The following is a 21,266-nucleotide window of genomic DNA, read 5'->3' on the forward strand; positions in this document are numbered from 1 at the left end:
AGCCTCTATCGGCGCGCCGCTTCTTCGAGATCGGCGAACACCTGCAGAATGAGCCCACGCTTGTCGAAATTGAACACTTCCGTATCCCGCGCCGCTTCGCCTATGCGCTCCCAGGCGCGCGCGTAAGGGGCGAGGCTCGTCGCGCTCGCGCCTTCGTGGGCCTTTGTCCGCACGGTGGAATCGAGGAAGCGATAGAGCCCGCTCATGAAGGTCTCATAGGCCTGCTCATTGTCGCGTCCGGCGAGCCGGTCGGCGAGCGAATGAACGGCGAGCCAATCCACTTGCGGCAGCCGCGCGAACATCGCCCGCAGCGCCGTGTCGAAGGCGACGCCGTCGCCATCCAGCAGACGCAGCGCCTCGCGCACTGAGCCTTCCGCCCCCGCCGCCGCGCCGGCCAGCGCCTCCGCCGGCGCTGCGCTCCAGGGCGCGCCCAGCGCGCGGATCGCGGCGATGACGTCCGGCTCGGCCAAAGGCGCGAGATTGAGCTTGCGGCAGCGCGAGCGGATGGTCGGCAGAACGCGGCCCGGCTGATGCGCGACCAGCAGAAACAGCGAGCGCGCCGGCGGCTCCTCGATCAGCTTCAGCAGCGCATTGGCGCTGGAGCGGTTGAGATCGTCGACGCTGTCGACGATGGCGACGCGCCAGCCGCCCTCGCCCGAGCTCTGGTGAAAGAGATGAATGAGCCGGCGCACATCCTCGATGCGGATCTCGGTGAAATGCTTCTTGGTCTTCTCGTTCCACTCGCGGCGCAACAGGAAGAGATCGGGCAGCGCCAACGCCGCTATGCGTCGGCTGACGAAGCTCTCCTCTGAGACGAACAGCGATCGTGCGCTCGCCGCCTCGGGCGCGGCGGCGTCGGGATGCGCCAGCAGGAAGCGCGCGAGGCGCCAGGCCAGCGTCGCCTTGCCGATCCCCTCCGGCCCTCCGATGAGAATGGCCTGGGGCAGCTTGCCGCGGCGAAAGGCGTCGAGCAGCTCGCTCTCGGCCCCGTCATGGCCGAGCAGGGCGTGGGTCTCGCGGGGATGCGGAAAATCGGCGAAACGATCGCTTTCCGGCGGAGCCTCGGCGTCGCGCTTCACGCCATCACGCTCTTCAAGGGAATGACGATCTCGGGCCGAAAAAAGCGCGCTTCGACGACATGCCAAATGGCCTCGGCCACCTCCTGCTCGGGCGCCAGCGCATCGACGACGCAGCAGCGGCCGGGCTCGCTCGCCGCTATGTCGAGATAGGCCTGGCGCAGGCCGAGGTGAAACTCGAGCCCCTCGCGCTCGAAGCGATCGGCCGCCTCGTCCGGCGGACGCCGCCGATGCGCGCGCTCGAGGCCGATCTCTGGCGGCAGATCGAGGATGATGGTCAGATCGGGCGACGAGCCCATCAACGCGACGCGCTCGAGCAAAGCGATGAGGCGCGGATCGACGCCGCCGCGCGCGCCCTGATAGGCCCGGGTGGAATCGGCGAAACGGTCGCAGATCACCCAGGCGCCGCGGGCGAGCGCCGGCTTGATCAGACGGTCGAGATGATCGATGCGCGCCGCCGAGAACAAGATCGCCTCGCCGAGCGGGCCGAGCGAGGCGGCTTTGCCGCCGAGCAGCGCCTCGCGCAACGCCTCGGCATGCGGCGAGCCGCCGGGCTCGCGCGTGGCGATCGCCTCCACGCCCCTCTGCGCGAGGCGTTCCTGCAAGCGGCGCATCTGCGTCGACTTGCCGGCCCCCTCGCCGCCCTCCAGCGTTATGAACTTGCCGGCGCGGCCCTTGTCCTGCCCACGCGCCGGGCCGAGCGGCGGCTCTGCGCTCATTGCTTCTTCGACAGCTTGTTGTGAATGGCGCCGGCCGCATATTCATAGGCCGCGTCGAAGGCGCGGCTCGGGAGCGAGCCTTTTTCGACCGTCTCGGCGGCTTCGAGCGGCTGCTCGAGCACCACGGTCGAGCCGCGGCGGATCTCGAGCTTGGCGACCTTGGTCCCCGCCTCGACCGGCGCGATCAGCGGTCCTTCATAGACGATCTTGCCGGTGAGCTTCTCCGAGCCGCCGCGCTGCAGCAGCACTTTGATGTCGTTCGACGCGCTCAGCGGCACGGAGCCGGCGGTTCCGCCATAGACCTGCGCCGAGCCGACGGTCTCATTGGCCTTGAACAGCGACTTCTCCTCGAAATTGCGGAAGCCCCATTGCAGGATCTTGCGCGCCTCCTCGGCGCGGTCCTTGGCCGTGCGCAGCCCATAGACGGCCACGATGAGGCGGCGATCGTCCTGCACGGCGGAGCCGACCATGCCATAGCCGGAATCGTCGATATTGCCGGTCTTCAGCCCATCCGCGCCGATGCTCATGGTGAGCAGAGGATTGCGGTTCTGCTGCTTGATCTTGTTCCAGGTGAACTCCTTCTCGCCGAAATAGCGGTAGAGGTCCGGATAGGTCTTGATGATATGCGCGGAGAGCTGGACCATCTCGCGCGGCGTCACCTTCTGGTCCGGCCCGGCCTGCCCCCAGGGATTGCCGAAGATCGACCGGGTGAGGCCGAGCTCGGACGCCCGCTTGTTCATGCGGCCGACGAAAGCCTCTTCCGATCCGGCGACGCCCTCTGCGAGCGTGATGGCCGCGTCATTGCCGGAATCGATCACCAGGCCGCGGATCAGATCCTCGACCCGCGCCTTGCTGTTGACGGCGAGGAACATGGCCGAGCCGCCAGCGGGCGCGCCGCCGGCGCGCCAGGCGTGCTCGGAAACGGTGAATTCGTCGTCGAGCTTCAGCCGCCCTTCCGCGATCTCGCGGAACACGACCTCCGCGGTCATGATCTTCACGGTGGAGGCCGGCGTCACATATTCGTCGGCGGCTTTCTCCAGCAGCACCGTATGTGTGCCGGCGTCCACCAGAATGGCGCGCGGCGCGGTGGTCTGGAAGCCTTCGGCGAAAGCCGCCGTCGGCGCGATGAAGGAGGCCGCCAGGACGAAGCCGAAGCGGGCGAGGGTTTTGGCGAGGGTTTTGGGAAGGGAGACAGGCACGCGTCTTTCGCCTTCGTTCGATGCGCCGTCGAAGCGCGTCGACGGCCTCACGCAATGAGTTCCGTTGAAATGTGGCGCGTCGGAGGGCAGAAAGCAACGGCCTCGCGCGGCGCGCGGCCGTTCAGAGCGCCGTCGAGGTTAATTGAGCGCTTGCCGCAAGCGCAGATTGCGCGGCGACGCCGTTCCGAGGTCGAAAGGCCGCGACGGCGGCAGCGGCGCGCTCTTGGCCATGGCCTGCGCCTTGGCCGAGATGGGCGTCGGAATGGTGGAGACCGGCTCTTTCTCGACCGCGCGCGCCTCGGCCCGGCGCGGGCTCTCGACCTCGCGCGCTTCGGTGCGAGAAATCGCCCTCTCCTCATGCGCTTCAGCGCGAGCCGTGCTCTGCGCTTCGGCCCGCGATGCGCTCTTCTCCTCCTCGCGCGTCTCGGCGCGGGCGGCGGACGCGCGTTCAGCGCGCTCCGTCTGCTGCGTCTCTTCGGAGCGCTCGAGCCGCGCGACGCGGCTCGGCGTCTCGCGCAGATTGGTCGCCACCATGATCGGCGCCCCGCCCGGCAGAGTCGCGGGACGGCCGTCCTCGCGCAGCGTCGCCAGCAGCTTGACGTCGTCGGAGCCTTCGAGCGCGGCGCGGCCGACGAAATCGACCTTCACCCGCGCCGTGCCGACCCGATGGAAATCCAGCGCCTCGGCGACGCGTTGCGAGACATCCATCACGCGGCCGCCATGATAGGGGCCGCGATCATTGACGCGCACGATCATCGAGCGGTGATTGCGGAGATTGGTCACACGCGCATAGCTCGGCAGCGGCAGGGTGGGATGCGCGGCGCTGATCGAGGCGCTGTCGAACACCTCGCCATTGGCCGTCTTGCGTCCGTGAAAATCCGATCCGTACCAGGAGGCGAGACCCGTGGCCGTATAGGCTCTCTCGCTCGGATAATAGGTCTTGCCGGCGATCTGATAGGGCTTGCCCACCATATAGTAGCCGCCGCCGCGCGGCACTTCCTCGCCATCCGCGACGACGCGTGGGCTCGGCGCGACGCCATAGCGCGGGTCGACCTGTGAGCGGGCGATTTTATTATGCACGGCCGGCGGGGCGGACGAGCAGCCCGCGAGCGCGCAAAGGCCGAGAAGCGCGAAGGAGTAGCGAAGTTCCGGCAGTCTCGATCTCGATCTCATGTCAGGCGCGCATTCGCTCGAAATGGGGGACGGTTCGCTTCGCTGGCGCGGCCTCGGGAGGCCACGCATGCGGGAGCCCCGAAAACCACGCTGCTTCGGCGCGACCGCACGCCTCAATGTCTCGCGCCCGAATTACTCGAGAGTTAACGCGCGTCGCGCTCCCTCTCCCGCATCCTCGAGCTTCGCCATGAGAAAGGGCGATTGCGACCAAATTGCGACGAGAGCTTCGCCGCCCGCCACAGATTCGCCCAATGCGCCCATGCGCCGGAATCGCGAGATGCGCCAATATCTTCGCGATTATTCGCGCATTCACCATGTTTCGCGATCCGGCCGGGCGAGATCGACGATGCGGGTCTCCACGCGCTCGGCGCCGCGAAACACATTGGCGCCCAGTCGCGCGGCGATATGCAGCATCCGCCCGCGGCCCTGCAGCAGCGCATCGCCGACCGGCGTTCCCACGGCGCGAAAGGCGATGGCGTCGAGCCTCGTCCCGTCGCCGGATTGGATCCGCGCCCGCACATGGGCGGAGCCGACCACCGCCGCATCGACGATGCGTTGGTCCGGCAGGACGAAGACCGGCTCGGGATTGCCGGCGCCGAAAGGTCCCGCCTGCTCGAGCGCGCGGATAAATTCGACGCTCGCGCCGCGCGCCGTCAGCGCGCCGTCGACGAGCAGCGCGTCGGCGTCGCGGGCGCGCTCGACATCCTCCTCCAGCGCGTCGTTCATAAAGGTGCGAAAGGCGTCGATTCGCGCGCTCGCGACCGTGACGCCGGCCGCCATCGCATGGCCGCCGCCCTTTTGCAGAAGGCCCTCGTCGACAGCCAGCCGCACCGTGCGGCCGAGATCGACGCCACTCGAGCCTCTACCTGAGCCTGAGCAAATTTCCCCTGACTTCGCAATGACAAAGGCAGGAATCTTGAACTTGTCCTTTAGCCTCGAGGCGACGATTCCGACAATGCCGGGATGCCATCCCTCGCCTGCGACGACGAGGCAGGACAGCCGGTTGGAGCGCATGAGCTGGCGGTCCGCCTCGGCCTCCGCCTCCTCCAGAGTGGCCTTTTCCAGCGCCTGCCGTTCGATGTTGAGCCGGTCGAGCTCGGCGGCGATGCGAGCGGCCTCGACGGGATCGCGCAGCGTCAGCAGCCGCGCGCCCAGCGCTGCGTCGCCGATGCGGCCGCCGGCGTTTATGCGCGGCCCGAGCACGAAGCCGAGATGATAGGCGCGCGGCGGCCCGTCCACGCGCGCGGCGTCCAGCAGCGCCGAAAGGCCGATGCGCGCGCGGCTCCGCATGACCGCGAGGCCCTTCACCACAAAGGCGCGGTTGAGGCCCTGCAGCCGCGCGACGTCGGCGACCGTGGCCAGGGCCACGAGATCGAGTCCGGCGAGGAGATCGGGCTGCGGCCGGGCGTCGGTCCAATGTCCGCGCCGGCGCAGCTCGCGCGCCAGCGCCGCGAGGGCGAGAAAGGCGACGCCGGCCGCGCAGAGATGACCGAGGCCGGAGAGATCGTCGGCCCGATTGGGATTGACGACGATCGCGTCCGGCAGGACCTCCGGCGCCTGATGATGGTCGATGACGATGACGTCGAGCCCTGACGCGCGGGCCGAGGCGAGCGCGGCGTGGCTGGTCGTGCCGCAATCCAGCGTCACCAGCAGGCTGGCGCCCCGCGCTCTCAGCTCGCCGATCGCCTCGGCGTTGGGGCCGTAGCCCTCGAGAATGCGGTCGGGAATATGGAGAAAGGGCCGCGGGCAGCCCGCCGCCTCCAGAAACTCGACGAAAAGCGCGGAGGAGGTCGCGCCATCGACGTCATAATCGCCGAAGACGGCGATCTGCTCGCCCGCCTCCACGGCCCGAGCGAGGCGCTCGACGGCGGCCTCCATGTCCTGCAGCAGCAGCGGATCGGGCATCAGCGCGCGCAGCGTCGGATCGAGGAAGGCGGCGGCGCTCTCCTGCGTCACCCCCCGCCCCGCCAGGACCCGCGAGAGCGCGTCGCCATGGCCGTGAATCTGGGCGATTGCGGCCGCCTGGGCCTCGTCATGCCGGCGCAGCCGGGCGCGCCAGGCGCGGCCTGCGATCGAGCGCTCGACCCCCAGAAACAGCGGTCGGTCGCTCCCGGCGATTTTGTCCAGCATCGAAGGCCCGGCGGCGAGAAGCGAATCGTGAAGAAAAAGCATCGCGGCCACGGTCCGGCCGGTCAATGCGGCGCAGAAGCCGTCCCCCGCCTTTACGTTCTTCCCCTCGCGGAAAAGCCGCCGCGCCCTCCCCGGCCAGGGTCGCGCTCGCTACGATCGGGGCATGACCGAAACGATTCGCCTCGCGGCCGGCTCCGACGATGGGGCCGAAATCTCCCTTCTCGGCGCCGAGCTGGTCTCCTGGCGCGCCGGCGGCGTCGATCTCGTCTGGGAGCCGCAGCCGGAGGTCTGGCCGCAGACGGCGCCGCTGCTGTTTCCAGTGGTGGGCTGGACGCGCGACGGAATCCGCGTCGACGGCGCCCGTTTTCCGCTCGGCCTGCACGGCTTCGCGCGCCATAAGCGCTTCACTCTGCTGGAGCGGTCGGAGACGGCGGTCTCTTTGAGCCTCGAGGAGGACGAGGAGAGCCGCACGCTCTATCCCTTCGCCTTCCGCCTCGAGGCGCATTTCTCGCTGCGTCCGGGGGAGCTGCGCGTCTCGCTCACGACCTCCAATCGCGACGCGCGGCCCCTGCCCTATGCGCTCGGCCTGCATCCGGGGTTTCGCTGGCCGCTGGACGGCTCGGCGGCGGCGCATGCGATCCATTTCGAGACAGAAGAGAGCGGCGAGGTTCCGGTCATCGCGCCGGGTGGGCTATTCTCCGCCCGCCGCCGCGCCATCCCGTTGGAAGAGCGGCGGCTTCCGCTTTCCGACGCGCTTCTCGAGCAGGAGGCTCTGTGCTTTCTCGGCGCGGCGAGCCGTCGTCTCCTTTACGACAATGGCGAAGGGCTGGCGCTCGCGGTCGAGCTCGAGGATTTTCCCCATATCGCGCTATGGGCGCGGCCGCCGGCCCCTTTCCTTTGCATCGAGGCCTGGACCGGCCATGGCGACCCGGAGGATTTTTCCGGCGATCTCTATGAGAAGCCGTCCATGCGGATCCTCGGGCCGGGCGAGCGGGCGACTCATGCCGCCACATTCCGCTTGGAGAAGCGGAGGGCGAGCGAATAGGAATAAACCTTGCTTCCACACACTCTATCGGCTAGCGCGGATTGGTCGCGCGTAAAGGACGGGTCCGACATGAAATTCGCCGCCAATGTCATCGAAGCGATCGGCAATACCCCGCTCATCGAATTGAAGGCGGCGTCCAAGGCCACCGGCTGCCGCATTCTCGGCAAGGCGGAATTCATGAATCCGGGCGGCTCGGTGAAGGACCGCGCCGCGCTCTCCATCGTCCAGGCCGCCATTGCGGACGGCGCGCTGAAGCCGGGCGGAACCATTGTCGAAGGCACGGCCGGCAATACCGGCATCGGCCTCGCGCTGGTCGCCAATGCGCTCGGCTTTCGCACCGTCATCGTCATCCCGGAGACGCAGAGCCAGGAGAAGAAGGACACGCTCCGTCTCCAAGGCGCGCAGCTCGTCGAGGTGCCGGCCGTCCCTTACGCCAATCCCAATAATTATGTGAAGCTCTCCGGCCGCCTCGCCGAGCGGCTGGCGAAGGAGACTCCCGAAGGGGCGATCTGGGCCAATCAATTCGACAATGTGGCCAATCGCGACGCCCATATTCGCGGCACCGGGCCGGAGATTTTCGCAGACACGGACGGCGACATCGACGGTTTCGTCTGTGCGGTGGGCACGGGCGGCACGCTCGCCGGCATCGGCATAGCGCTGAAGGAGCGCAAGCCCTCCATCAAGATCGCCATCGCCGACCCGCTCGGCGCGGCGCTCTATTCCTATTACACGACCGGCGAGCTGAAGGCCTCGGGCTCCTCCATCACCGAGGGCATCGGCCAAGGCCGCATCACCGCCAATCTCGAAGGCGCGCCGATCGATCTCGCCTATCAGATCCCGGACACGGAGGCGCTGCCCATTCTCTTCGATCTCGCCGAGAATGAAGGCCTGCTGCTCGGCGGCTCGTCGGGCGTCAATGTGGCGGGCGCGATCCGCCTCGCCAAGGAGCTCGGCCCCGGCCATACGATCGTGACAATCCTCGCCGATCTCGGCACGCGCTACGCCTCGAAGCTCTATAATCTCTATTTCCTGCGCGGGCAGGATCTGCCGACGCCGGCTTGGCTCGAGCGGACGGGGACGATCGATCCGGGGTTCGTGTGAGGCGTCTCGCGCGCCCGTGACTCGGGCCGTGTCTCGCGATAGTCTTCGGCCGGCGTCGCGCGCCGACGCGGAATTTCGATATTCGCGGGATTTTCACGATGAGTTTCGACGCGGCCGACCCGGCGGACATCGCTGATCGACGTCTATTTCTGCGTGTGACGGGCGTCGGCTTTCTGCTGTTTCTCGCCGTCGCGGCATGCCTGCCGAATGTCGGCCCGGTCTTTCGCATCTTTCATATGGTCAGCGCGTCAATGGAGCCGACGATCGACAAGGGATCGACGATCTGGACCAACAGATTCGCCTATGGTCTTTCGCGCTTCAGCTATGATTTGCTTCCCCTCCCGATCTCCGGCCGGTGGCCCGATCACGTCCCGATACGCGGCGATGTCATCGTGTTCCGCGTGATCGACGGCCGTGACTTGGTGATGCGCGTCGTCGGACTGCCCGGCGACAAGGTGCAGCTTCTCCGCAATGAGCTGTGGATCAATGGCGCGCGCGTCCCGCGTCGCGTGCTCGACCGTCCGTCGGATGTGCCGGAGGCGGACGATTGCGACAGCCGTTTCGTCGAGGAGCAGCTTCCCGAAGGGCACCGCTATAGGATCTACCAAAAGCTCGTCTGCTCGAAAGGCGTGGCGCCGCCGCTGTCGACGACGCCGGTCATCGAGGCGCCGGCTGGGAACCTCGTCGTGCTCGGCGACAATCGCGACAACGCCGCCGATTCGAGAGTCCCGACGACGAGAGGCGGCGTGGGCTTCGTGCCGGTGGAAAACATCATCGGGCGCGTCGAATTCGTCTACGACCGCTGAGCCTCGAGGCACGCCGCGATGCGCTCGGCCTGCTCTACATCCTCCGGCCGGTTGACGTTGAAGAACGGGTCATAGGGCTCGACCGGCCAATCCACCTGCGTATTGGCGTAACGCTCGATGAAGCCCGAGACCTTGCGCAAATCCTCCTTCACCAGCGCATGGCGCAGTTCCTCGCGCAGCGCTACCGGCCATAGAGCGACGGCGTGATGCACGCGATCGCCGGACTTGGCGACGGCGATCTCCGCCTTCGCCTCGGCGCGCGCGCTGGCGAGCCGCGCCGCGAGATCGAGAGGAACGAAAGGCGTGTCCGCCGGAACGCTCAGCATGAGCGGAACATCGGGGAAATGCGCGGCGACATGATCGAGACCGGCGAGCACGCCGGCGAGCGGCCCTGCAAACCCCTCCACCTCGTCCGGCGCGATCGGCAAATGGAAATCGGCATAGCGTCCCGGATCGCCATTGGCGTTGAGCGCGAGGCGCAGGCATTGCGGCGCGAGCCGGCGGAGGAGATGCTCGAGGATCGGCGCGCCGCCGACCTCGATCAGTGGCTTGGCGACGCCGCCCATGCGCCGCGCCTGGCCGCCGGCCAGAATGAGTCCGAAACAGCGTGTCATCTTCTCCTCGCCCGGCGGTTCCTCTCAGAACCTATACCATAGGGCGCCGAGCAGGCCTCGCTCGGCGGAATCATTGACGCCGCGCAGCGAGGCGCGAACGCCGAGCTGCACGGCGACCTCGCGGGTGAGGTCGTAAACCGCGCTCACTTGAGCCTTTTGCGAGGACATGAAGGGCGCGGAGCCATTCCAAGGGGAAACGGATAGAAAGCTCTGCGCCAGCAGCAGCACGCCGTCGAACGGCCGCAGGCCGAAGGTCATCTCGCCGCGTATCTCATCGCCGCTCTGGCCGAGAGAGCGATAGCCGAGCTGCATGTCGCTGAAGCCGGACAGACCGAAAATCTCGATTGGCCAGCCCAATTGCAGACGCACATCCTCCTGCAATCGCCGCTTCATGTCGAGATAGGTCTGCGCGGCGGGCGTCGCCGCGCGCAGGCTCCCTTGCACGGAGAGAATGGTCCCGCCCCATTCGAGCAGCCGCAGCCGGCCACCGATCCAGCCGGCGCCTAGCCCCTCATAGCGCGCGCCGCCGCCCAGGCCGGGCGGCAGATAGAGCGGCGCGCCGGCGATCGCTTCCGCCGTCAGATATTGCAATTGCTCGAGCTGGCGCTGCTCATTGGCGCCGCGGAAGCGCATATAGCTCAACTCGGCGACGAAGGTGATCTCGTCGATGAGGCCATATTCGACATAGGCCTGCGTCTCGAATTTGGCATAGGAGGGCGCGGCGACGAGCTTGCCGCGCGAGTCATAGGCCTTATGGGCGTCGGCGAAGCTCGTCGAGAGGATGACGATCCCCTCGCCCGGCTTTTGCAGAAACGCGCCGGCGCGGCACGCTGTCGAATGCAGAAACGACAGCGCCGCGACACAGGAGCAGATACGCGCCCATGAGCTCATGAAGAAAACGCCGCATCGAGGCCCGAGCGCAAGCTGCTGATCGAGCTACGAAACGCTAAAATGAAATCAATTTGTCCACAAGCGCCGCGCGCGGCGGACGCCGATTCATGGTGAAAACATACGCTTCAGGCCGAGAAGCTCTTTCCGCGCCAGGTGACGCTCTCGAGCTTCAACTCGCCTTTGGGCTCGAAGGCGTCGGGACGCAGGCTGAGGTCGCCGTCGATCATCTCCAGGCCGAGCAGCCCATAGGCGGCGGACAGCATGCGCGCGGCGGCGCCCGTGTACCAGCTCCAGCCGCCGCGGCCTTCATAGCCCTCGCCCTCATAGACGTCGGCCGGCTGCTGATGCGGCGCGAGGCCGTATATGTCGGCCTGCTCCGGCGTCGTGAGACGCGACAGCGGCGAGATCGCGAACCAGGCGTCCCACGCACGCGCGAACAGCGCGTCGGATTGCGCGTGATCGTCGCCGGCGGCGGCCTCCAGTGCGAGGCGGGTCAACGCGTCCACGAGCCAGGAGACGCCATGCGAATATTGGCCGCCATTCTCGCGCACGCCCGGCGGATATTCGGCGCTGCGGCCGGGATAGGGACGCGAGTTCTCGTCGAAGAAGGGCGTCACCAGCAATATGCGATCCGGCCGTGCGAGCGCCGCCAGCGCATTGTCGAGAGTCTCCTTGCCGCGCGCGAAATCCACTGCGCCCGAGAGGATCGGCCAGGAGGCGGTCATGGCGCTCATCGGCGCGACTTCGCTTCCATCATCCGCATAGGCGCGCAGGAAACGATCGCCCCGCCAGCAGGAATCGAGCGCAGCGCGCAACGCCTCGGCGCGCGCGCGATAGCGAGCCGCCCGTTCGGCGTCGCCGCGCGCCTCGAACAAAGGCGCGATATCGGCCAGAATTCCGTGCAGGAAGAAGCCGACCCAGACGCTCTCGCCGCGTCCCTGCGCGCCGAGCAGATTGAGCCCGTCGTCCCAATCGCCCGTCCCCATCAGCGGCAGGCCATGGGCGCCGAAGCGATCCAGCGAATAGTCGATCGCCCGCGCGCAATGGCCGAGCAACGTGTCCTTGTCGCGCGAGGTCAGCGGCACGCTGGCGTTTCCTTCCCGATCGGGCGGCGTCAGCTCCGCCTCGAGGAAGGGCTCGATCGCGTCGAGAATGGCGTCGTCGCCGGTTCCCTTCACATAGCGGACTGTCAGATAGGGCAGCCACAGATGCGGGTCGGAGGCGTGGGTGCGGTCGGCGATGCCGCAGCCGCCGTCCGGCGCGTCATGCCACCATTTGACGGCGTCGCCCTCGATGAACTGATGCGCGGCATGCTTCAAAATCTGCGCGCGGGCGAGTTCCGGCGCGAGATGGATGAGCGGCAGCACGTCTTGCAGCTGATCGCGATAACCGGTCGCGCCGGAGCGCTGCGCCGGGCCGGAACGGCCCCATAGCCGCGAGACGAGCAGCTGATAGGGCAGCCAGTCATTCACCAGCCGGTCGAATTCCGGCCGATTGGTCTTCACGCGCAGCACGCCGAGGCGAGCGTCCCAATCGCGCTTGGTCTCTTCCAGCGCGCGCACGGCATAGGCCGGGTCGCTGGCGAGAGCGGCGAGAATCTTGGAGCTTTCGAGCGTCGGCGTCTGCCCCATGGCGACGACGACGAGCGACTCGCCATTGGCGGGAACGTCGATCGCGCCGGAAAAGCTCGCCACCTTGCGCTGATGCTCCGGCGCGCCGGCGTCGGGGTGGCCGTGCTCGACCATATAGGGAAGCGCCGGGTCGCGGCTCTCATGGCCGAGGAAGCGCCGCCGCGACGTCTCGGCGAATTCCGCCGGAACCGACGTGGAGACGAAGGCCCAGCCCTGGACGAAATTATTGTCCGGGTTGCGGAAGTAGAGCGCGCGCTCATTCTCGCCCGCGAGAGCCTCGACGCGGCCGAGGCTTTCGTTCGGCGTCTCGGCGAGGACGATCTCCATCGCCGGGGTGATCTGCAGCAGACGCTCGTGATCGTGGCGGTTGACGATGCGCAGCAGCTTGATTTCGACCGGCTGGTCCGGCGGAACGAAGACGGTCAGCTCGAGCTCGAGATCGTCGCGGCTCGACCGATAGATCGCATAGCCGAGGCCGTACTCGACCTCATGCTCGGCGTCGCGTCGGCGCAGCGGGGCGAAGGTCGCCGAATGCGCGTCCTGCCGGGCGAGGTCGTAGACATAGATGGCCTGGCCCGCCGGCGTCATGCGGCCCTCGCCCATGCGGAAGGGCGTCAGGCTGTTGAGCCGCGAATTGCCGTGAAAGGAATAAATATCGCCGTGATTGCCGAGCACCGCGCCCTGCCCCACAGCATTGGCGATCACATGAGCGTAGAGCCGCGGCGTGTCGGGGCGCAGCGTCAGGCTGCGGCCGTCCTCGGCGAATGCGTAGCGATGCTCGGTCGGCGCGGGCGGATGGAGCAGCGCGCGCTTGCGCGCCAGCGCCGCCTCCACGCTCGCGAAATCGAAGTCGCGGGAGAGATGCGCGGCGATCGTCCGCGTCGCCGAAGCGATGTCGCGCGCCCAGCCATCGACGATGACGATCTCCGCCGCGCCGCCCGCCGCGATCTCCAGCTCCGCGCGCAGGCTGGCGATCGGCTCGAAGCCGAACAGCAGGCCCTCGTCGGACGGCTCGCGCGGCTGATCGCCATTTCTGAGGCTGTCCGGCGATCCGGCGGCGCCGAGGCCATAGAAGCGCGCCTTCACATCCTCATAGCCGACGACGCGAAGCCGCGTTCCTTCGCTGGCGCCGATCGCATGGAAGCCGACCTCGGGCGAGAGGCGCCGATCGACGTCACGGCGCGCGCCGCCCTTCAGCAGGCGGTTCTGCGCGATGATGGCGTTGAGACCGCCGACGAACCATGTGCCGATATGAATCGCGTTATAGGCGGCGTCGCGCTGCTCGACGCCGGTCTCGTTCAGCACCCATTCGCGCAGCGTCGCGAGCGTGAGCTTGCGCGGTCGCTGCTCGAGATCGACGAGGCGCAGGCGCGTGATCTCCACGGCCTCGTCCGGCGCGAGCGAAATCTTCGCTTCTATGGCGAAGCCGCCCTGCTCCATCAGCACGTAGAGGAAAGTGCAGCCCTCGCTCTCCAGCGACACTTTCTCGCAGCGCGCGCAGGTCGGCGCGGAGCCGAGCGACCAGAGATCGCGACCCTGCTCGCGGAAGAACAGAAAGCGTCCGCGCGGATGGGCGTGATCGTCCGGCCTGCGGGTGAGATCGATCGGCGGGCCGCCGCGGGCGACGCCCTCGACGCGCATCGCGCCCTGGCCATCCTCGAACCATTGGCTGGTGACGAGGCCATTGGTCAGCTCGAAAGGCCTTGAGCCGGGCGCGCCGCCGGCGCCGGTGATTCCTTCCAGCGGCAGCTTGCCGGCCTTGGCGAGCTGGATCAGCAGGAAAATCACCAGCGCGATGGAGAGCGCGCCCGCATAGGCCATATAGCCGCCCATGAGGTAGGAATAGGACGGCGGCCTCAGATGCGTCATGCGCTCGGCCGCGCCCCAGGCCTGATCCCATTCCGCGCCGCGTGGGATGTAGAAGGGCAGCAGCAGCGGCGCCCAGGTCGCGAAGCGGCGCAGGCCTTCCGGTATGGCGCGGCTCTTCTGCGCCTTGCCGATGAAGCGCGCGGCCTTTTCGTCCGCGACATCGCCGCCGACGAAGGAGAGGTTCACCAGCGTCGCGACGCGCAGGCCCATATGGTCGAACCAGATCAGCACGCGGATCGCGTCATAGGCGAGCAGAGCCGTGAATATGTCGAGGCTCCAGGCGCGGAAATCCTGGTCCGGCAGCGCGTGATCCATCCATATGGCGACGATGGTGCGGATGAGGCCGTCCTGATTGTACCAGGCAGGATCGGGCGAGGCCTTCAGGAAGGAATAGATGACCGGCGCCATCCATAGGCCCCAGCGCAGCACGCGCACGGCGTTCTCGACCAGCATGTCGAGACCTTCCCAGCTCGCGAGCTGACGCAAAGGCGCGAGGCTGCGGCGCACCAGCGCCGTCAGGAAGAAAAGATTGATCGAGAACAAGGGCGCGGCGAACACCCATTGGATGACGCCCGACAGCGACTCGTCGAAGAAGAGGCGAACGCCGCCATCGACGAAGCCGAGATTAGTCGCGCCCCATTTGGAGAAGAGCGGGCGGATGACGTAATCGGAGACCGGCCGACCGTCGGCGGCGTAGCTCAGCGAGATATAGGCGAAGAATTTCTTGGCGATCGTCGAGAGCTGATCGGCGTCGAGATACCAGGCCACCGCCCCGCCGACGAGCCCGCCCAAAAGCGCGCCCAGCGCATAGACGCGCCAACTGCGCAAATGCTGCCGGCGCTTCTGCTGAAGCGCGTAGAGATCGAAGCCCATGTCCACGCCGGCATAGGCGAGAAGCCCCGCCCCGGCGCCGAAGAGGAAGCGCGCGCCGCCCTCCTCGTGCGGCAGGCCGAAGAGCAGCGCGAGCCCCACCGCCGCGCCGGCGACGAGGCCGCGCGGGAAATTGGCGGTCCGCTCATATTCGAGCCGCAGCCTCGCGTAGAATGGCGGGGTCGAATCCGTGCTCTCGACAATGGCGCGCAGCAGCGGGAATGTCGCCGCGCCGATCAGCGCGCCGCCGACCGGACCCGCCGCGACGAGAAGCCCGAGCGCCGGCGGGAAGCTCACAATGAGCCCGGCGACCAGCAGCAGCGCCATGAAGACGAAGCCATAGACGGCGCCCTTGGCGGCGCCGGTCTTCCAGTCGTTGAGCACGATGACCGGCAGAGACGGCGTCCCGCGCAGCATTCCCGCCATGGCCTGTGTGACGAGATAGGTCTCGCCCCAAAGACCGGCCTGCGCCGCGGCGGCGAGCAGCGCCGCGACGATGATGGCGACCGGCGCCGGCAGAAAGGCGACATGCGGATGTGCGCCGAGGCTGGCAATCTCCGGCGTGACGGCGGCGATCAGCGCGGCGAGGAACAGCACGCCATGCGGGCGCCATTGCTGCGGCAGATAGCGGCCGAGCGCCAGCGGCGCGCCGACGATGACGGCCTCGTTCAACAGAAAAACGATGAGCGTCCGCGCCGCGATGACGCGCGCCGTCTGCGGAACGTCGAGACCGAGGAAGAGCAGCCCGCCCAATTCGCCGACGACCCGCGAGCCGAGCGCGACCAAAAGGCTGAACAGGAATGGGAGAAGGAACAGCGCCGCGCGCAGCGCGAAAGGCGAGCCGGGCAGAATGGAGACGCCGAGCAGATAGAGGCCGACTGCGGAGCCCGCGCCGATCGGCGTCAAGGTGAAGAGGCCGGAAAGCGTCTCCGGCGCGCGCCACAGCACGCCCGCGGGATCGCAGAGCAAGGCGAGCGCGCCAATGGCGAGGAAATCAATGGCGAAATCGACGCCCTGGCGGATGCGCCCCAGCGCTGGGCGCAAAAGGAGCAGCGCCGTCGCGGCGAAAAAGCCGGCGACGAGCATATGCTCATGGCCGCCGCCCGCCTCCGTGGCCGAAACGAGCGAGCAGATCGCGCCGAATGCGATCCGCCCAAATCGCGCGCCTGCCGTCGGCAGGCCGGCTTTGTGAGGCGCCATAGGGGTCTCCAGCTTGCGCGCGGCCAGCAGCGGGCTGCGGCCTCCTCCTGCGCGCGAATCGCGGGCGCCCGCTCTCGTCGGCCGGAGATTTGCCGGATGGCGGCGCAAATGTCGACTCTCCGCAAGCTCGGCCGTCGACGCCCCATTTTTCCGCGGCGCGGTCGGCGAGACGCGCACAAGGAACATCATCGGAACAGAGGCCGAAACGTCTAATATTCGCGTCGAATTATCAGTATTATTCCCGACATCCTATTGGCGCGTTCGTAACGACGGCCATGCTTTATCCGCCTTTGCGGTCTAACCAGGACGCGCTCGCCTCCGATAATGGCTCGTTACATGAGAGCGAAGCCCCGGCCGAAGCTTCGCTGTGAGCGGCTCTTTCCGGTCGAAACTCGGTCGCGAGAAGGTATAATGAATGAGATGGCCATGCGGTCTTTCGTGCGAATGAGTGAGATGGACGAATCCAAAAGGGAGGGCCAGCCGGCGACGACGGGCGATGCGCCCGCCCCGACGGCGCTGGTGACGGATAGGCGGTCCGAGCGGGGCTCCGGCCAGCGCGCGCTGGCCACGGAGACCAAGGAGACCCGCGTCGCCAATCTGACCGGCGCGATGCGGCGGGCGCGGCTCGCCAACGCCGAGCGCTCGGGCGTTCTCGCCGATCTCCGCGACGCCGAGATCGCCCGGCTCGAAATATTGCGGGACCATCTGGATCCCGTCCTCGCCCAGGCGCCGAAGGATTGCGATCTCTTCGACATAGGCGTCTCGCATGGCGATCGCCCGCGGCTCTTCATCGATCACGTCGGCTTCGTCGAGATGGGCCGGGACCGCCGCACCTATCGCTTTCTGCAGGACACGCGCAACGGCCGCGTCACCATAGGCGAGAGCGAAAATATTGCGACATTGGTGGAGGCTATCACGGAATATATGGCGCATCGGCTGATCGAGCGGGAGAAAGCGCTGGCTTTCGACTTCGCCGGACAGGGCGGCGCCCGCGCCTTCACCGAGGAGGCGGCGAAGAAAAAGCGGCTGGCGGCCCCGCGAGTGAGCCTCCCCGCCCTGCCCCGGCCCGGCGGAATCGGCGAGACGCTCTATCGCGCCATTCTATTTCTGGCGCAGGGCGCCGGCGCGGCCGCGTTCTTCTTCCTGCTGTGGCGGCTCGGCGTCTACGCCATCCCCTATCTGACGCGCTGAGCCTCTACAGAGTCCTTCCGGTTCAGCTCGAACCGGAATGACTCTCTATCTCCGTGTTCGGTCGTGTTTTCTTCACGCGAACCGGTTCCCACTTCGCTCGAAAACACTCTAAAGGGCCAGCGCGTCCAGCTCCTCGATCGTCTCGCCGTCCGCGCCCAATCCGCGCGAGCGGGCGGAGATGGCGATTTTGTCGCCCTCGCGCTCGATGGAATAGAGATTATAGGCGGCGCGGGGATAATGCGCGCCGGCCTTGGCCGAGGCGGAGGCCACGCCGACGACCGGCGTCTCCCCATGCGCGCCGGGCAGGCGATGCAGGCTGATCTTGTGATTATGGCCATGCAGGATCAACTCGGCGCCGTGACGGGCGATGATCGCCTCCAGCTCGGCGGCGTCGTCGAGACCGCGCAAAATCTTGGCGCCGCCGCGATGCGGCGGATGATGCAGCAGCACGACCCGCGCCAGCCCTTCGGCCTTGGTCTTGTCGAGCAGCGCCGCCAATTTCTCGCGCTGCTCCGCGCCGAGCCGGCCGGAGGCGACGAAAGGCGCCGTCGGCACGGCCGAGTCGAGCCCGATGAGCGCCACCCCGCCGCGTCGCCGCAGATAGGGAAAGCCCGCCCCCTCCTCCGATGTCGTCCAAGGCGCGAAGGTCTCGGCGATACGGGGCACGGCGGCCGGCACATAGGCGTCGTGATTGCCGGGGGTGAAGCTGACATTCTCCGGGCTGCCGAGGCCGGAGAGCCAGAGCCGCGCGGCCTCTATCTCGGCGTCGAGGCCGATATTGACGATGTCGCCGGTCATCGCGACATGGTCGGGCTTTTGCGCCGCCATGTCTTCGACGAGCCGGCCGAGCAGGCCCATGTCATGCGCCTGCGCCCGCTTGTTGATCCAATTGGCGTAGCCGGTGAGCCGCTTGCCGGCGAGCTCTCGCAGGCTCGGCCGCGGGATCGGCCCGATATGGGCGTCGGAGAGATGAGCGAGCAGAAACGCCATTGGCTAGCCTCACGCGCCGCCGATGAGAATGCCCGCCGCGAGCACGATCGCGCCGCCGAGCACGATCTGAAACACGGCCTGCAGGAAAGGCGTGTCCATGTAGCGCGCACGGATGAAGGCGATCGCCCACAGCTCGAAGAAGACCACCGCGCCGGCGATGGTCGTCGCTATGGCGAAGCTGTCGGGGATCGCATCCGGCACGAGATAGGGCAGAGTATGGCCGAGGCCGCCGAGCGTCGTCATCAGCCCGCAGACGCCGCCGCGCAGGATCGGCGAGCCGCGGCCGGTCAGCGAGCCGTCGTCCGAGAGCGCCTCGGCGAAGCCCATGCTGATGCCGGCGCCGATGGAGGCGGCGAGGCCGACGAGAAACGTCTCCCAATTATTATGGGTGGCGAAGGCGGCGGCGAAGAGCGGCGCCAGAGTCGAGACCGAGCCGTCCATGAGCCCGGCGAGGCCCGGCTGCACATATTGCAGGATGAAGAAGCGCCGATAGGCGAGATCCTCCTCCTTTTTCGCGCCGGGCGTGAGAATTTGCGCGCCGAGACGCATGGCGAGAGTCTCGTGCCCTTGCTCCGCCGCGGCGAGATCGCCGAGCAGCTTGCGCACGCCGACGTCGGTCGCCCGCGCCGCCGCCCGCTGATAGAAGAGCGCGCTCTCATATTCCATGACCTCCGCTTCCTTGCGGATCGTCTCGAGCGAGAGATTGCGCGTCAGCCAGATCGGCCTGCGGCGCAGAAAGCCCTTCACATCCTCGCGCCGAATGGGCGGCAGATTGGGACCGAAACGCTTCTGATAGAGGTTGAGCAGCGCGTGGCGATGGGCGGCCTCCTGCTCGGCCATTTCCTCGAAGACGCTGGCCGAGGAAGGATAGCGCTCGGAGAGGTCTTCCGCGAAGCTCTGATAGATGCGGCCGTCCTCCTCCTCCGAGGCGATGGCGACGGCGAGAATTTCGCGTTCCGTGAGGTCGCTGAAGGATTTCAATCTGACGCTCCTTGCGCGCGGCGGAACGGCGGCGCTAGTTAGCTGTCGACGTCGCGCCGGCGACGATTTGGAGCGGTTCTAGAGTGTCGAACCATGGAACGCCAGATATTTGAACCGACGGCCGCCGCACAGGCGCCGGGCCGATGAGCGAGTCCGGCTGGCGGACGCTGCTGACGACGCGGCTGATCGTGCTCGCGGCGACGGTGTTACGGCCGATGACGCTCGGCGTCCGCGGCCTCGTCGTCGATGCGGACCGGCGCGTGCTGCTGGTGCGGCACACCTATATCTCCGGCTATTATCTGCCCGGCGGCGGCGTCGAGCCGGGCGAGACGCTCGAGCAGGCGCTCGCCCGCGAGCTGGCCGAGGAAGGCAATATAGAGCTGGAGGCGCCGGCGGAGCTGCGCGGCGTCTATCTCAACCGCCGCATCTCCAAGCGCGACCATGTGGCGTTTTTCGTCGCGCGCGCCTTTCGTCAGACCGCGCCGCGCCCGCCCGACCATGAGATCGCCGAGGCGGGCTTCTTCCCGCTCGACGCCCTGCCCGAGGACGCGACTCCAGCGACGCGGGCGCGCATAGCCGAGGTTTTCGGCGGCGCGAAAGTCTCTCCCTATTGGTGAACAGCCAGCCTCCCCACATCCCGCCAACCATAGGCGACCTGCGGAACGCCGCGCCAGGAGAGCTCGCGGCCGAAACGGCGCGCGCCCATCGCCTCATAGAAGCGGCGGGCGGGGAGGTTGTCGCGCAGCACCACGAGGCTCGCCCATTTGAGGCCGCTGGCGCGCATCTCCTGCGACATCTGCCGCATCAGCCGGCGGCCGAGGCTGCGTCTGTGTACGGCGTGGCGTAGATAGATAGCGCAAATCTCGCCGCCGCGGCCCAGCCGGCCGCCGAGAACGAATTCATGCGCGCGCCAATGCGTGAAGCCGACAGCCTCTCCGCCCGCATCGAAAGCCAGAACGATGCGCGCTCCGCTCGACTGAAAGACCTCGCGCCAATGATCCAGCCGCTCCTCGAGCGTGAGGGCCGAGAAATTCTCCGCCGGCAGCAGGCTCGCATAGGTCTCGCGCCAGCAGGCGAGATTGAGCGCGGCGAGCGTTTGCGCATCCTCGGCCGTCGCGGCGCGCAGCGAGAATTCGTCCGCCAAGGCGAGTCACCAAGGCTTGGCGGGCGGCGGATCGATGAGCAGGCCGAGATCGCGCCAGCCATAGGCGACCTCCGGCACGCCGCGCCAAGCGCCTTCGACGCCGATCTTGCGACCGCCGAGCTTCTCGTAGAATTTCCGCGCCGTGAAATTATGCCGCAGCACCCAGAGGCTCCCCCATTCGATCCCGCGCTCGCGCAGCGCCTGCGCCATGACGCGCATGAGGCTACGGCCGGCGCCGAGGCGCTGCGCCTCCTTCAGCAGATAGATCGCCTGAAACTCGCCGGCATAGCCGCGCTCGCCGAGAATAGCGCTCTGCTGCGCGCCGCTGGCCGCAAAGCCGATGGCGACGTTTTCCCGCAGCGCCAGAAACACGCTCGGCGGCGGCTGTTGCGGCCCGCCGCCGCCCAAGGTCTCACGCCATTGCGCGAGGCGCGTCTCCAGCGTGTATTCCGCTAGAATTTCCGCCGGCGCCAGAGGCGTATAGGTCTCCGCCCAGCAGGCGACATGGAGGGCGGCGATCGTCTCGGCGTCCCCTGGCGTCGCTGGTCTGATCTCGATCGCATCCATGCGCGTTTTTCAGCAAGACTCGGGCCGGTCGCGGTCTTTGCCGACCGGGCGGCCCATGTTATGCGCAGC

General features: G+C 67.6%; 17 protein-coding genes. 5 read left to right on the forward strand and 12 right to left on the reverse strand.

All coding sequences use genetic code 11. The features are described from left to right. Positions 1 to 5: 5 nt before the first annotated feature. The 5 genes from K369_RS02895 to recJ all read right to left on the reverse strand — a co-directional run bounded on the left by K369_RS02895 (position 6) and on the right by recJ (position 6,297). Entirely contained in the window at positions 6 to 1,079 is a 1,074-nt protein-coding gene (locus tag K369_RS02895) for a DNA polymerase III subunit delta' (RefSeq protein ID WP_036287200.1), read from the reverse strand. Continuing rightward, positions 1,076 to 1,795, reverse strand: a complete 720-nt coding sequence (gene tmk / locus K369_RS02900; RefSeq protein ID WP_051948826.1) for a dTMP kinase — start codon at positions 1,793 to 1,795, stop codon at positions 1,076 to 1,078. Before tmk ends, K369_RS02895 begins: the two co-directional genes overlap by 4 nt. Next, positions 1,792 to 2,994 (reverse strand): D-alanyl-D-alanine carboxypeptidase family protein, encoded by a 1,203-nt coding sequence (locus K369_RS02905; RefSeq protein WP_245278063.1) that lies wholly within the window; start codon positions 2,992 to 2,994, stop codon positions 1,792 to 1,794. Before K369_RS02905 ends, tmk begins: the two co-directional genes overlap by 4 nt. Positions 2,995 to 3,132: 138 nt before the next feature. Further along, a complete protein-coding gene (locus tag K369_RS02910; protein WP_036287203.1) occupies positions 3,133 to 4,167 on the reverse strand; it encodes a septal ring lytic transglycosylase RlpA family protein in 1,035 nt (344 codons plus the stop codon). Positions 4,168 to 4,476: 309 nt separating this feature from the next. Continuing rightward, positions 4,477 to 6,297: a single-stranded-DNA-specific exonuclease RecJ gene (gene recJ / locus K369_RS02915; RefSeq protein WP_198033002.1), complete on the reverse strand. Its 1,821-nt coding sequence runs from the start codon at positions 6,295 to 6,297 to the stop codon at positions 4,477 to 4,479. 163 nt (positions 6,298 to 6,460) lie between these two features. Between recJ and K369_RS02920 the strand changes: the two genes are divergently transcribed. From K369_RS02920 to lepB, 3 genes are all read left to right on the forward strand, one after another. Beyond that, positions 6,461 to 7,342 carry an aldose epimerase gene (locus K369_RS02920; RefSeq protein ID WP_036287206.1) on the forward strand — a complete coding sequence of 294 codons (882 nt, stop codon included), beginning with the start codon at positions 6,461 to 6,463 and terminating at the stop codon, positions 7,340 to 7,342. A 69-nt stretch (positions 7,343 to 7,411) separates the two neighbouring features. After that, positions 7,412 to 8,443 (forward strand): cysteine synthase A, encoded by a 1,032-nt coding sequence (locus K369_RS02925; RefSeq protein WP_036287209.1) that lies wholly within the window; start codon positions 7,412 to 7,414, stop codon positions 8,441 to 8,443. 98 nt (positions 8,444 to 8,541) lie between these two features. Next, the gene (gene lepB, locus K369_RS02930) at positions 8,542 to 9,249 is read left to right on the forward strand and encodes a signal peptidase I (RefSeq protein ID WP_051948829.1); all 708 of its coding nucleotides are present in this window, start codon (positions 8,542 to 8,544) and stop codon (positions 9,247 to 9,249) included. Here the strand turns inward: lepB and mobA are convergent. From mobA to K369_RS02945, 3 genes are all read right to left on the reverse strand, one after another. Continuing rightward, positions 9,237 to 9,863: a molybdenum cofactor guanylyltransferase MobA gene (gene mobA, locus K369_RS02935; RefSeq protein ID WP_036287212.1), complete on the reverse strand. Its 627-nt coding sequence runs from the start codon at positions 9,861 to 9,863 to the stop codon at positions 9,237 to 9,239. The two genes, lepB and mobA, sit on opposite strands and share 13 nt — an antisense overlap. 24 nt (positions 9,864 to 9,887) lie before the next feature. Continuing rightward, positions 9,888 to 10,754: a hypothetical protein gene (locus K369_RS02940; RefSeq protein ID WP_051948831.1), complete on the reverse strand. Its 867-nt coding sequence runs from the start codon at positions 10,752 to 10,754 to the stop codon at positions 9,888 to 9,890. 125 nt (positions 10,755 to 10,879) lie between these two features. Then, positions 10,880 to 16,324 (reverse strand): GH36-type glycosyl hydrolase domain-containing protein, encoded by a 5,445-nt coding sequence (locus K369_RS02945; protein ID WP_036287745.1) that lies wholly within the window; start codon positions 16,322 to 16,324, stop codon positions 10,880 to 10,882. Positions 16,325 to 16,777: 453 nt separating this feature from the next. Between K369_RS02945 and K369_RS02950 the strand changes: the two genes are divergently transcribed. Next, entirely contained in the window at positions 16,778 to 17,515 is a 738-nt protein-coding gene (locus tag K369_RS02950) for a hypothetical protein (RefSeq protein WP_245278064.1), read from the forward strand. Positions 17,516 to 17,623: 108 nt separating this feature from the next. Here the strand turns inward: K369_RS02950 and K369_RS02955 are convergent, their stop codons facing one another. Further along, complete coding sequence (locus K369_RS02955) at positions 17,624 to 18,505, reverse strand: metallophosphoesterase (protein WP_036287219.1); 882 nt, start codon at positions 18,503 to 18,505, stop codon at positions 17,624 to 17,626. Between the two features lie 9 nt (positions 18,506 to 18,514). Beyond that, complete coding sequence (mbfA, locus tag K369_RS02960) at positions 18,515 to 19,486, reverse strand: iron exporter MbfA (RefSeq protein WP_036287222.1); 972 nt, start codon at positions 19,484 to 19,486, stop codon at positions 18,515 to 18,517. 143 nt (positions 19,487 to 19,629) lie between these two features. Here mbfA and K369_RS02965 point away from each other — a divergent pair, with 143 nt between their 5' ends. Next, complete coding sequence (locus K369_RS02965) at positions 19,630 to 20,103, forward strand: NUDIX domain-containing protein (protein ID WP_036287225.1); 474 nt, start codon at positions 19,630 to 19,632, stop codon at positions 20,101 to 20,103. Here the strand turns inward: K369_RS02965 and K369_RS02970 are convergent. After that, a complete protein-coding gene (locus K369_RS02970) occupies positions 20,094 to 20,630 on the reverse strand; it encodes a GNAT family N-acetyltransferase (protein WP_036287227.1) in 537 nt (178 codons plus the stop codon). The two genes, K369_RS02965 and K369_RS02970, sit on opposite strands and share 10 nt — an antisense overlap. 6 nt (positions 20,631 to 20,636) lie before the next feature. Then, entirely contained in the window at positions 20,637 to 21,197 is a 561-nt protein-coding gene (locus tag K369_RS02975; protein ID WP_036287229.1) for a GNAT family N-acetyltransferase, read from the reverse strand. Positions 21,198 to 21,266: the final 69 nt, after the last annotated feature.

The organism is Methylosinus sp. PW1 (assembly GCF_000745215.1).
Classification (GTDB): domain Bacteria; phylum Pseudomonadota; class Alphaproteobacteria; order Rhizobiales; family Beijerinckiaceae; genus Methylosinus.